Genomic DNA, 12,693 nt, shown 5'->3' on the forward strand with positions numbered 1-12,693 from the left:
ATAAATCAAATAGTTATTAAATATACATTTTTATTCATAATATATTTTTTTTAAAATTTTAATTTTAGGGTTCTTGCAAAGAATGATGATTTAAAAAGCTTTATATTGATGATATAACCGATCATAATTGTAGAATTTTGATATGAAAAGTAAGCGGTATGGCACATAAGAATGTAAAAAAAGTTGTTCTGGCCTATTCGGGAGGGTTGGATACTTCTGTTATTTTACGGTGGTTACAAAAAACATATGAATGTGAGGTTGTAACCTTTACGGCTGATTTGGGACAAGGGGAAGAATTGGGTCCAGCCCGTAAAAAAGCGGAAATGTTTGGTGTAAAAGAAATTTTTGTCGAGGATTTGCGTGAAGAATTCGTAAGGGATTATGTTTTTCCAATGTTTCGTGCCAACACGCTTTACGAAGGACAATATTTATTGGGAACCTCAATCGCGCGTCCACTTATTTCTAAAAGACAAATTGAAATTGCCGAACAGGTGGGGGCTGATGCCGTTGCGCATGGGGCAACGGGTAAAGGGAATGACCAGGTTCGATTTGAGCTGGCCTATTATGCATTAAAACCTGATGTCACTGTTATTTCCCCTTGGCGTGAATGGGATCTCACATCTCGTACCCGTTTATTGCAGTTTGCTGAAGAAAATCAGATTCCGGTTACTCATGACAAACGTGGGGAAGCTCCCTTTTCGGTTGATGCCAATCTTTTACATTCATCTTCGGAAGGGAAAATTTTGGAAGATCCTTCCCTTCCTCCTGATGAAGCTGTTTTTCAGCGAACAATTTCACCGGAAGATGCTCCAGATAAGGCGACTGAAATCAGTATTGATTTCAAAGCTGGTGATCCTGTAGCGATTAATGGAATTGTAATGTCCCCGGCAACTATACTGGCCCGTTTGAACGAGTTGGGTAAGGCCAATGGTATCGGGCGTCTTGATCTGGTTGAAAATCGTTTTGTTGGTATGAAATCCCGTGGAATTTATGAAACACCGGGTGGAACGATCTTATTATTTGCCCATAGAAACATGGAATCGATCACTCTTGATCGTGAGGCCGGGCATTTAAAGGATAGTATCATGCCTCGTTATGCGGAATTAATTTATAATGGTTTCTGGTTCTCACCAGAGCGCCGAATGCTGCAGGCCCTGATTGATGAAAGTCAGCATTCTGTTACCGGTCGTGTAAAATTGAAGCTGTATAAAGGTAATATTATCTTGATGGGACGTGAAAGTCCGAATAGTCTCTATGACATGCGTGTTGTAACATTTGAAGATGATGAAGGTGCATATAATCAAATGGATGCACAGGGCTTCATTAAATTAAATGCGTTACGACTACGTTTGGGAGCACAGGCAGGTCGACGTGGCGGTGCCTTGTAAAATTTGAATTATCAGGAGTTGAAAATGAAAAAGATGCTTTCTTGGATAGTTCCTGCGGTTTTGGCAATTCCCTTGGTTGCTTGCGCCGGTAGTAAAAAGGAGCAATTAACCCCCGAACAGTTTATGCAAAAGGTTGAGGCTGAACCGGGAGTGAAAACATTACCCAGTGGATTGGCTTACCGTATTATCCAGTCTGGAAACCCTAAGGAAGTCTCTCCTGCTCCAGGGGATCTAATTTTGGCGGAATATGAAGGGCGTTTGCCAGACGGTGTCATATTTGATTCATCAGATCGGCATGGTGGTGGTTTAATGCAAATGCCTGTCGAGGGATTAATACCTGGCTGGATGGAAGCCCTGCCTAAAATGCATCCTGGCGATGTTTGGCAGCTTTATGTTCCGCCTAAATTAGGGTATGGAGAAAAATCTATGGGGATTATTCCTTCAAATAGCCCATTAATTTTTAAGATTCATCTTGTTGGGGTAACCAAAAACCAACCGGATAACTAATAAATAAAGGATCAAGGTGATTTATGAGTGTCAAGCCGTCAGGTAAGCGCGTATTTTCAGGAATTCAACCAACTGGTATCCCGCATTTGGGAAATTATCTGGGGGCCATTCAGTACTGGGTTGATATTCAACAGGATAATGAATGTATCTATTGCCTGGTTGATATGCATGCCTTGACGGTTTGGCAGGAACCCGTATCCCTACGAAAACAGACTTTGGAACAGACGGCTGTTTTATTGGCTGCTGGTATTGATCCCAACAAGCATATCTTATTTAATCAATCAGCTGTATCCGCTCATGCGCGTTTGGCGTGGATTTTCAATTGTGTTGCGCGAATTGGCTGGATGAACCGGATGACACAGTTTAAAGATAAGGCGGGCAAAAACAGGGAGGCCAATTCTGTAGGATTGTATGTTTATCCTAATTTAATGGCCGCTGATATTTTGGCATATAGGGCAACGTGTGTACCTGTTGGTGAGGATCAGCGTCAACATCTGGAATTAACAAATGATATTGCCCAGAAATTCAATCATGACTACAAAACTGGTTTCTTTCCTGTTGTCGAGGGATTTATTCCAAAAACAAGCGCCCGTGTAATGAATTTAAGGGATGGTAGTAAAAAAATGTCCAAATCGGATCCTTCCGAACAGGGGAGGATTGAATTACTGGATGAGGATGATGCAATTACGAATAAAATTAAACGGGCAAAAAGTGATTCTGAACCCTTACCGTCTGAACAGGAAGGGTTGTCACATCGTTTAGAGGTGTTAAATTTAGTGTCAATTTATTCGGTTTTAGCCAAGCAATCGATTGAACAGGTGCTCCAGGATTTTGGCGGAAAAGGATTTAGTCCTTTTAAATCCGCATTGTCGGATCTTTTAATTCAAAAAATTGCACCAATCAGAGAGGAAACAAAGAAATTGTTGGCAGATAAACAATATCTACAGACAATTTTGAAAGAGGGTGCCGAGAAGGCATCAGCAATTGCTGATCCTATTGTGTCTGAAGCGGAATATATCGTGGGGTTTTTAAAATAAGGAATGAAACAGCAGGTTGGTAAATTGAGTGTTAAAACGCAAGGTCAGGGATTAACCATGATTACGGCTGACCTGTCCAGTTGGATTTTGCGATCAGCCATCAATACTGGCCTGTTAACGATATGGTGTAAACATACATCAGCTTCTTTAATCGTTCAGGAAAATACTGATATTTCGGTAAGAAGTGATATTCTAAATTATTTTAATGATCTTGTTCCAGAAAATCGCTCCTATCAGCATGCTGATGAGGGGAGTGACGATATGCCCGCCCATTTAAAAACGATGTTGACCGAAACCTCCTTGTCTATTCCTGTCATTGATCGGAAATTAAGTTTAGGGTCATGGCAGGCCGTTTATTTGTTTGAACATAGAAAAAGGCCACATATTCGAGAACTGGTTTTACATGTAATGGGGAACTAGAGAATAATGATATTAAGAAAATGCTATCGAAAGCTTATCTTGATATAATTGATTTTTTATTTCCGCCACGCTGTATTTTATGCGGTGTTCATATTCAACGATCTGGATATTTATGCTCTGACTGTTTCAAACAGCTTGAATTTATTGTGGAGCCCTGTTGTGAACAATGTGGAACGCCTTTTCTTTCTGATTCAGAGGCGGGAGAGGATCATTTTTGTTTGAGTTGTCGGGAAGAGCCATGTTTATGGGAGAAGGGGCGGGCAGCTTTTGTATATAACGAAGGGATTAAAAAGTTGATTTTACCCTTAAAATATGCAGATCGGTTGAATGGCTTGAACTTTTTAGCAGGTGCTATTTGGAATATTGCCAATCCCTTTTTTGATAATGCTGCATATATAATTCCTGTTCCGTTATACAAGAAACGTTTGCGATATAGAAAATACAATCAATCGGCCCTGCTGGGAAAAAAATTGGCCAAAAGATCAAATATTCCCCTTTTATTATTGGCCTTGAAAAGAATTAGGGATACACAGTCCTTGGGACATTTGAATAAACAGGAACGACAAGATTTACTGGAAAATGCATTTCAGGTTAATCCAGCCTATTCAAAAATCCTTCAGGGTAAGACAATTATATTGGTGGATGATGTTATGACCACGGGCAGTACCCTGATGGCCTGTAGCAGAATATTACTGGAAGCGGGTGTAAAACGCATATTTGTGGTTGTTATTGCAAAAGTAAGTTATTTCTGAAAATAAAATTATTCATTTATAGTTTATAAATTATAGATTATCATAAATAAGATATATTACTTGTAATTAAATGTTTTTGGGAGAAAAACTATGGCAAAAGTTGAAATATATACACAACCAGGATGCCCTTTTTGTCAAAAAGCTCTGACGCTCTTGAATTCAAAAGGCGTGAAATTCAATCAGATTAATGCTCCTAAAGGTACGGCAGAACGAGAAGAGGCAATAAAACGTTCGGGGGGTAAGACTACTGTTCCGCAAATTTTTATAAATGGCCAGTCAGTGGGTGGATGTGATGATTTGTTAAGGATGGAAGAGACCGGGAAGCTTGATGCATTATTGAAATAAATCAATAAATACTGATTTATTTATTAATAAATGGAGATGATTAAGCAAGTGTTAAATAAAAATAAAGTTATAACCAAGAGCTTAGGTGCTGTGATAGGCGGAATGTTCTTATGTTGTCCCTTTTATGAAAATTACGCGCAAAATCTGAATGAAACTAGATCCATGCCAGAAATTGGATTATGGACAACCAAGGCAGAAGATGGTGTGTTTCAGATATATAAATGTGGTGAGGGTCTTTGTGGCAAATTTGTAGGGATGCAATATAAAGGACCTGTTGCTCCCGTGAGTTCTAAAGGAACTTCCCAGTGTAATTTTTTAATGTTGCGTAATTTTATGCATAAGGAAAAAAGTAAATATTGGGTAGGAAAAATTATAGATCCCCGAAATGAAAAAATTTATGATGCCAAAATCTGGATAGATGATCATGATCAATTAAAAATCCGCGGTTTTATGGGGATCAGTTTATTTGGTGAAACACATGTTTGGCATCGGTATAATCATGTGATTGATAGAGGTTGTAGAATTAAATAATATTATTTTATTTCTACAAATAATTATTTTTTATTATTTCAATTGTTATCAAGAGCGTAATTAATAAATCGTAATGATTTATAATAATTACGCTCTTAATTATTATTATATTTTATATTTCGAATAAATTATTATTAATTCAAAGAATAGATTTTATAAATATTCGTTAAATTATATCAATAATAAATAAATCGTATTAAATTAATGATTTATTCTTTGTATTTTTATTGATATTATTAAAGATAAATTTTATTTGTTGAATCAATTACATATTTTTTATCTTATTTAAAAAATTTTTTATATAAAGATTAGGAAACTGATTTTATATAAAAATGGCGAATTAAAAGGAAATATTATGGCCTATGTATTTACCCAGGTTTTTACCGGTAGGGAAAAATGGATAAAGCTTACAAAGGCAATCAAAGAACAAGTTTTGCAACGCATGATTTCAAGTCTATCAACCTTGGCAGGTGAAAATCGGGTCCAGTTAATCGCTATTGGTCAAATAGAAGGAAAAGTTCCTCGTGCAGTGGATGCGGAATATTATGTAACCTGGTCTGTACCAATTAATGAGTTGACTTCATATATAGTTAGGCATTTTCAAGAAAGTGAATGGAATGAATATTTTGAATTGGTCAATATTGGGGGGAAAGCTTTGACTATCCCTCAATTTGCGGAAGTTATTTTAAGAGAATAATGCCAGATATATTTAACTAAATCATATTTAATCAATTGAACAATATTTAAAAATACCATTGACTTTAATTAAGGATGAAATTAATGCAGCCTACACGTGTACAAGATGCAGCCACATTGAGAAGTGGTGAAGATTCAGTTTCCGAGTCTGACGATTCTTCAGTAACTTCTTCCTTAATTTCTTCCTCAAGTTTTGATCATACGTCAACGTTTGCCATGCTTCAGCCAATTCCCGGTGCTACAAGCAACTCTATTGAATATGATCCATCTCAGGCGCATCCCGAATGGGGATCGGGTTATGAACCTGATCCTAATGGGTTTAATGATAATACATTTGCCTTTAATTTTACATCTTTGACATTTTCCATGACAGATCCTACCGACATGATGAGCACGATTGCAGCGGCAGCTGGACAAGGCTGGGATTTGTTTGCAAACGCACTTGATCCTGATTCCTCCAGGATTGTTATTAATGATCCGGGTCAAGGTAATGACCTGTTGATAGGCGATGGATTGCAACTTGTTGTTGGAGCCACGCTTAGGGATCTATTAAAAAAGAATGGGGTTGATATCACTAATCCCATCGTCAGAAAACTTATAAAAGAACAGGATTGGGGGCAAAAATTTCTAAGCCAGATTGATAATTTGATCAGTGCCCAGAATGGTCCAGGACACATGATTATCTGGAATAAAACCGGCGTTATGGTTAGTGCGGGTGACAACAAGGCAACCATGGAAGTGAGGGCTGGCAACAAACTTTATGTGGGAGACACAAACAGTTCAGGATATGATGCCTTTGGAACGGGAAATTTACAGTTAGGTTATAATGAAAAAAGTGCAACGGGTTCCGCATCGCTGATCCTGGATGAAGGATCATATCTAAGTGTTAATGGATTTTTGGGTGGAGCGGCGGATAAATCCTATGCAGGTCAATCCATTGGTTCAGGTATGGAAAACCAGAGAACAGGTGCTGTTTCAACCCAAAATCATGTAAAAATGGATGTTGATGGAAATTGGGGGCTTGTTGGTGATATTCGACCCGATAAACCAGCCAATTGGACACGTGTAGGCAATAATAACAAGATTAATGTAGGAGGCACGTTGGGGGTTTATATGTTGGCCTCCATGACAATTGGAAGTGATACAGAGATAAGTGTTGGATCCAATGGTTGGGCCCATACAGGAAGTGGTGTGTTTGTCGGTTCAGGTGGGTATATGTCCACTGGCTTGGGAAACAGGTTTACCATTGCTGGTGGTATGGGTGCCGGTTATATGGATCTGTCCGCTTCGGGGAAGGCGGCGCAGCTGATAATTGGTGATGATAATGTCATTCATCTTACCAACAGAAATGCCGGCATATTTGCAGCTGAGGCAGGGGCATCCGTTACAGTGGGGGATAATTTGACTCTAACAGGGGCTGAAATATCAGTCGGTTATGGTCAAAATAGTATGGACCGAATTATTGATGAGGATTCCAAGTACCGTACTGCCTATATGTCTATCGGTAACGATGCCAACATTTCTCTAGGTTATGAGAATTTGTATCCGATGGCCAATGCTCCATCCTTTGCGGAGGATGGTGTGATAAGATTAGATGCCAGTAATTCACTTTTACAGTTTGGAACAGGACTTGCGCTTGAAGCGAATATAATTTCCCTGGGACATTATTTAAAAGATACTTCCAATTCAAATTTTATAGACAGTGATGGTAATGCCCTGGCTGAATTCAGGGTTGGTTCAAATAATAGCGTTGTCATTGGCTCAGGGGCAAATATCAGTTTGGGTTCAGGTATTGTTATTAATGAAAACCAGGGATATGTTGATTTGCAGGGAGGTGTTCTGAATGCTGGATACATTCGTATGGGTCGATATTACATTGAAAATCTGGAAGTTCCCATAAACGGATCCAGTTATATATACCGGAATAATTCAAGTGCGTCGATTCATATTGGGGACGGTTATCAAGTCAGCTTGACCCAAGATATTACCATTGATGGTAGCTTTGATCGATTAAATATTGGTGATAATGTCGGCATTCAAGGAAACGGGATGTATCTTGGTGATTTTAGAGGGATTGGTTCAGAGACCAATCATCCTACATCAAGATCATTGATTTCTGCCGGCAATCTAACCTCAATGACAATAAGTGGTGACATCAATCTGAATGGTAATGCAAATTCAGTGATGTTGGGGAGCCAATCTTTATTAGAAACTACTGACGGCAATTTAAATATAGATGGAATAAACCAGCTGTTGACTATAGGAAATGGGGGGATTTTATCCGCTGCAAAAACGCTACTTCAGAATGGTAGTAAAAGCATTATTTCTATTGGCAATGAAGGTAGGATTGTCGCGAGTACTGTCCAGCTAATAGGTAATGGTGAAACATTCACTATCGGAGATAATGCTGCTATTTCTGCAGACCGAATTATTATCGGTTATCGCGGGGGTTCTTTAACGATAGGAAAAAATGTTGATTTTGATGTTCACTATTTTGATGTTAATGTATCCCGAACGGTAACATTAGGGGATGGAGCTACAGGATATATAGGTGATACAACCACGGTTGATAAAACGGTTTTCAATACTGGTAATGCGAATAATCTTGAGTTTGGCAATATATCCCTTGGCGATAATAACAAATTTAATGTTTCAGGATCAATCAAGGGAGCTGGTATAAACCTGGGTAGCAATACATCGTTTACGGCTGCAACAAATGCATCGGTTAATTTTGGTAGTGGTAATGTCACGTTATCGGATAAAAATAATAGTTTTAAATTAAATGATAATGTTACTTTTACGGCTGGAACAGTCACTGCTGATTTGAATACGAACAATTTTATCCTAGGATCGAATGATTTTTATGATCTAAGAGGTTGGAATTTATCAAATACGTCAGGCCCTGCAAAAACTTTCACTGTCGGGAATGTAGCTACCGGCAATTTTGGTAATGTAAATTTATTGGGTGAAAATGTCACCTTCAATACAGGTAATGCGAATAATCTTGAGTTTGGCAATATATCCCTTGGCGATAATAACAAATTTAATGTTTCAGGATCAATTACAGGAACTGGGATAAGTCTGGGTAGCAATACATCATTTACAGCTGTAACGAATGCATCGGTTAACTTAGGTGGTGGTAATGTCACGTTATCAGGTACCGGTAATAATTTTATACTAAATAATAATGTTGCTTTTACGGCCGGGATGGTTACTGCTGATTTGAATACGAACGACTTCACCCTGGGTTCGAATGATATCTATGATGTGAAAGGATGGAATCTATCGAACTCGTCAAGTCTTGCAAAAAACTTTTCCATTAAGGATGGTGCTACCGGTAATTTTGGTGACGTGAATTTATTGGGAAATATCACGTTCAATACAGGTAATATGAGTAATCTGACCTTTGGCAATGTCACGTTATCAGGTACCGGTAATAATTTTATACTAAATAATAATGTTGCTTTTACGGCCGGGACGGTTACTGCTGATTTGAATACGAACGACTTCACCCTGGGTTCGAATGATATCTATGATGTGAAAGGATGGAATCTATCGAATTCATCAAGTCTAGCCAAAACATTTGCTGTCGCGGATGGTGCTACCGGTAATTTTGGTGACGTTAATTTAACGGGTACGGTTAACTTTTCTACTGGTTTGGCAAACAATCTTACCTTAGATACAGTGATGTTGAACAAGAATGCATCCATTAATCTGGATGGGACGTATGTCACTGTTCATAACCTGGACATGAGTAATGGTGGTGTCGCAAATCTGAATTATAACAGTGCAGAGTCCAATGTTGTTTCTTTATCCAATGTAATATTGAGCGGTAATGGTCGGATAAAAATCGCACAAAATTCTGAAGTTGATATTGGTTCTCTAACAATGGACGGTATAAATCCGGGTGTTATAGAATTGGACAATGATGCAGTTTTGAATATCCGTTCAATCAATGCCACCAATGTTGGTACAGATATGCCGACAGTTATTATTCATAATGGTGCCCGTGTTATCGTTAATGGTCAACAAATAACAAGGTCAAGTTCTTCAAATGATTTGATTGCTGATTTTAATAATGAAGCCAATGGTGTTTATGAATATCATGGTAGCATTGAAGATGTCGATGGTCATTTGGTGATCAAGAATTTTAAACTCGATGATCATCTGTTATTTGAAAATGATACTGGGTCATCGGATGTTAACACTTTTTATACAAGTTATAAGGACGGTATTTTATCCATTATTCACAATGATGGAAAAACATCCAAAACTATTGCCTCTTTTCGTTATGATGCAGGGGACAGCAATCAGGCATTGCCTAATGTAAATATTGTTCGGGGTTCTGATGGTAATTCCTATTTTGATATAACAAAATGCTTCCTATTGGGAACAAACATTCTTACATCTAAAGGTGAAAAACCGGTAGAATCTCTTTCCGTTGGTGATGAGGTTGTGGCTATTTGTAATAATGGAAGGATAAACCGTAAAATTGTTTGGATTGGTAAAACGGATATTTCCGTGGATCAAGGTAAAAATAAAAACGATTTGTATCCAGTTTGTATCAAAGCACACGCATTTGGTCTGAATAAACCGCACCGTGATTTATATTTAACCCCTGAACATACCGTGTATATTGATGGTGGTTTGATTCCTGTTCGTATGTTGGTTAATGGCCGTTCGATTGTTATTGATAAATTCCGGGACAAATTCCAGATTTATCATGTTGAAACAGAACAACACTCGATTTTGCTATCAGAAAATCTGATGACTGAATCTTATTTAAATACAGATGATAAGTATCTATTTGATAACGATATTGTTAATTTCGGTCTGGAGTTTAATGAGCATGCAGGTCATAAAAGCTGGGAAAATGACGCAGCTGCACCATTGACTGTTTCCAGAAGCAAGGTTGAACCGATTTGGAATCGTTTGGATCGCAGGGCAACTCAGCTGGGGTATAAACCTGTCATAAAAAGAGCGATAACCCGTAATCCTGATTTATGCCTTATTACTGATAAGGGGAAAAAGATCAAGCCTGTTCATTTCAAGGATAATATTTACAGTTTCTTTATTCCTGATGGTACTTATGTTGTAGCCATGAATTCAAAAACATCTTTACCTTCAGATGTTATTGGACCCTTTATAGATGATAGACGGACACTAGGTGTTTTGGTTTCGAAAATTAGCGTGATTTCTAATAGAACCCTGATCATGTTCCCGACTGATATTTCGGAACTTTCAGGTTGGCATAGCATTGAGCCCGATAGAACAGATCGTTGGACAATGGGATTGGCGCAATTGCCAATTGAGATAACAAGATTTGGCACTGGGAAAAAATTGATCCGGGTTGAGCTGACAGATACAGCTTCTTATCTTGTTGAAGATGATATCAATGAAATGATGAAACTGGCATAAAGCAATTTGTTGATTATCCAGTTAAATAGGGTTAATAGAGCTTTCCTTTTATTATAGCTAAAAGGGAAGCTTTTATTTAAGGGAAAAACAGACGTGTTTGATCGCTTCATAGATTATGTTGCAAAAGTTGCACCGGATAAAATTGCTATCCGTTCATTCGAAGGCTCAATTACTTTTGCGGCAATGAATAGAGACATAAATCGGCTTGCACATGCTTTATTGGACGTTATTGATAATAGTTCCGAAATTGTGGCTGTTAATTATAAGCAAGTACATATTCACTGGATGCTTTTAATGGCGCTAAGCCGAATTGGTGTCGCTTCAGCGTCAGTGTCCAGTAATAGCGAGATTGCTGAAAAGGAGATTGCTATATTGCAGCCTGATGCAATTATTAGCGATACGCTTTTTGATATTGATACGGCAGCTAAAATACACGTGCTTGATTTGAATTGGTATGATCAGGCCATGAAGCGTTTCAAACCTGATCCCATTTATACGCTCTATGAACCGGATCGTATTGTACGTGTTTCAATTGCGGCTGGAACGTCTTTCATGCGGCATAGAATTGATTATACAGCCTCAATGATTGAATCATCTGTCATAAGGATGATTACCCAGGAAAAAATCAGCTGGTCTCTTATGTCGGAAATTCCGAGATATCCAACATTGCTACCCACATTAGCTTTTGGCAGTTTTCATGGATTTTTATGCTATCTAAGCATCTGGTCAATCGGCGGGACAATTATTATGGCTGATCGCGAGCAGTATTTTGCCGCTATTGCCATGTTGTCACCTGATTTGATGGTTATTTCGCCTGCACAGCTTCAATTGATTGCAGAAAATTTGCCAGAAGATATACCCAGACAGGATCATTTAAGATTAATTGTCGTTGCTGGTAATTTTCCTAATGGTTTACGTCATTTTGTTCAGCAACGTCTGACAAAAAATCTGAATGTTACCTATGCGACAAGTGAGGCAGGGGTTATCGCTTCGATCAATATTGATCAAATCAACCATGATGACACAGCGGGGTTGATCATGCCATGGATTGATGTGCAGGTTGTTGATGATCAAGACCATCCACTAACATATGGTGAGATAGGTAATATCCGAATTAAAAGTCCAAATATCGTACAGAAATTTTTCCAAAATGTTCAGGATACTCATAAACAGTTTAAAAATGGTTGGTTCTATCCCGGCGATTTAGGAATATTGAATGAGGAAGGTCTTTTAAGGCTGATTGGTCGTGTGGATGAACTTTACAATTTTGGAGGTGATAAATTTTACGCTAATAAAATTGACGCAGTCATTTGCAGTATAGAAGGTATAAAAGATGCGGCTCTGTTTTCCATGCCTGATAACGATGGAATTCAGCAACCCTGGTTAGCTATTGTTCGCGGAGATAATTTTGATATTGATCAAATTGCCAGGATATTGGAAAAAGAATTTTATAACCTGCCCGATGTAAGTGTCTTATGGGTTAATTCCATTCCGAGGGATGAAGAGGGACATGTGTTGCGCAATCATCTAGAAAAGCTGGCAATGCAATATATTGAAACCATTTAATAAAAATTCTAGATAGAATATTTTATTAATGAG

10 protein-coding genes are annotated in these 12,693 nt (G+C 38.1%); all 10 read left to right on the forward strand.

What is annotated here, in order from left to right; all coding sequences use genetic code 11:
* The first annotated feature begins 158 nt into the window (after positions 1–158).
* A complete protein-coding gene (locus GM552_RS00865) occupies positions 159–1,388 on the forward strand; it encodes an argininosuccinate synthase (RefSeq protein ID WP_155564874.1) in 1,230 nt (409 codons plus the stop codon).
* 24 nt (positions 1,389–1,412) lie between these two features.
* Complete coding sequence (locus tag GM552_RS00870; RefSeq protein WP_155564875.1) at positions 1,413–1,895, forward strand: FKBP-type peptidyl-prolyl cis-trans isomerase; 483 nt, start codon at positions 1,413–1,415, stop codon at positions 1,893–1,895.
* A gap of 23 nt (positions 1,896–1,918) precedes the next feature.
* The gene (gene trpS, locus GM552_RS00875; RefSeq protein ID WP_155564876.1) at positions 1,919–2,932 is read left to right on the forward strand and encodes a tryptophan--tRNA ligase; all 1,014 of its coding nucleotides are present in this window, start codon (positions 1,919–1,921) and stop codon (positions 2,930–2,932) included.
* Positions 2,933–2,935: 3 nt separating this feature from the next.
* A complete protein-coding gene (locus tag GM552_RS00880) occupies positions 2,936–3,352 on the forward strand; it encodes a secondary thiamine-phosphate synthase enzyme YjbQ (RefSeq protein WP_122122895.1) in 417 nt (138 codons plus the stop codon).
* A 20-nt stretch (positions 3,353–3,372) separates the two neighbouring features.
* The gene (locus GM552_RS00885; RefSeq protein WP_155564877.1) at positions 3,373–4,104 is read left to right on the forward strand and encodes a ComF family protein; all 732 of its coding nucleotides are present in this window, start codon (positions 3,373–3,375) and stop codon (positions 4,102–4,104) included.
* A 90-nt stretch (positions 4,105–4,194) separates the two neighbouring features.
* On the forward strand, positions 4,195–4,449 hold the full coding sequence (grxC, locus tag GM552_RS00890; RefSeq protein WP_155564878.1) for a glutaredoxin 3: 255 nt from the start codon (positions 4,195–4,197) through the stop codon (positions 4,447–4,449).
* 36 nt (positions 4,450–4,485) lie between these two features.
* Complete coding sequence (locus GM552_RS00895) at positions 4,486–4,980, forward strand: DUF2147 domain-containing protein (RefSeq protein WP_196424817.1); 495 nt, start codon at positions 4,486–4,488, stop codon at positions 4,978–4,980.
* A 355-nt stretch (positions 4,981–5,335) separates the two neighbouring features.
* Positions 5,336–5,677, forward strand: a complete 342-nt coding sequence (locus GM552_RS00900; RefSeq protein WP_155564880.1) for a DUF6616 family protein — start codon at positions 5,336–5,338, stop codon at positions 5,675–5,677.
* An 83-nt stretch (positions 5,678–5,760) separates the two neighbouring features.
* Positions 5,761–11,094, forward strand: coding sequence for a Hint domain-containing protein (locus tag GM552_RS00905; RefSeq protein ID WP_196424819.1), 5,334 nt, complete (start codon positions 5,761–5,763; stop codon positions 11,092–11,094).
* A gap of 93 nt (positions 11,095–11,187) precedes the next feature.
* Entirely contained in the window at positions 11,188–12,660 is a 1,473-nt protein-coding gene (locus tag GM552_RS08915) for a class I adenylate-forming enzyme family protein (protein WP_155564882.1), read from the forward strand.
* The last annotated feature ends 33 nt before the right edge of the window (positions 12,661–12,693 follow it).

Source organism: Commensalibacter sp. ESL0382 (genome assembly GCF_009725775.1).
GTDB lineage: Bacteria > Pseudomonadota > Alphaproteobacteria > Acetobacterales > Acetobacteraceae > Commensalibacter > Commensalibacter melissae.

Bases quoted from the DNA above. Each gene is read 5' to 3' on its own strand.
- GM552_RS00865 (WP_155564874.1), top strand. From the start codon at position 159: ATGGCACATAAGAATGTAAAAAAAGTTGTTCTGGCCTATTCGGGAGGG.
- GM552_RS00870 (WP_155564875.1), top strand. From the start codon at position 1,413: ATGAAAAAGATGCTTTCTTGGATAGTTCCTGCGGTTTTGGCAATTCCC.
- trpS (WP_155564876.1), top strand. From the start codon at position 1,919: ATGAGTGTCAAGCCGTCAGGTAAGCGCGTATTTTCAGGAATTCAACCA.
- GM552_RS00880 (WP_122122895.1), top strand. From the start codon at position 2,936: ATGAAACAGCAGGTTGGTAAATTGAGTGTTAAAACGCAAGGTCAGGGA.
- GM552_RS00885 (WP_155564877.1), top strand. From the start codon at position 3,373: ATGCTATCGAAAGCTTATCTTGATATAATTGATTTTTTATTTCCGCCA.
- grxC (WP_155564878.1), top strand. From the start codon at position 4,195: ATGGCAAAAGTTGAAATATATACACAACCAGGATGCCCTTTTTGTCAA.
- GM552_RS00895 (WP_196424817.1), top strand. From the start codon at position 4,486: ATGATTAAGCAAGTGTTAAATAAAAATAAAGTTATAACCAAGAGCTTA.
- GM552_RS00900 (WP_155564880.1), top strand. From the start codon at position 5,336: ATGGCCTATGTATTTACCCAGGTTTTTACCGGTAGGGAAAAATGGATA.
- GM552_RS00905 (WP_196424819.1), top strand. From the start codon at position 5,761: ATGCAGCCTACACGTGTACAAGATGCAGCCACATTGAGAAGTGGTGAA.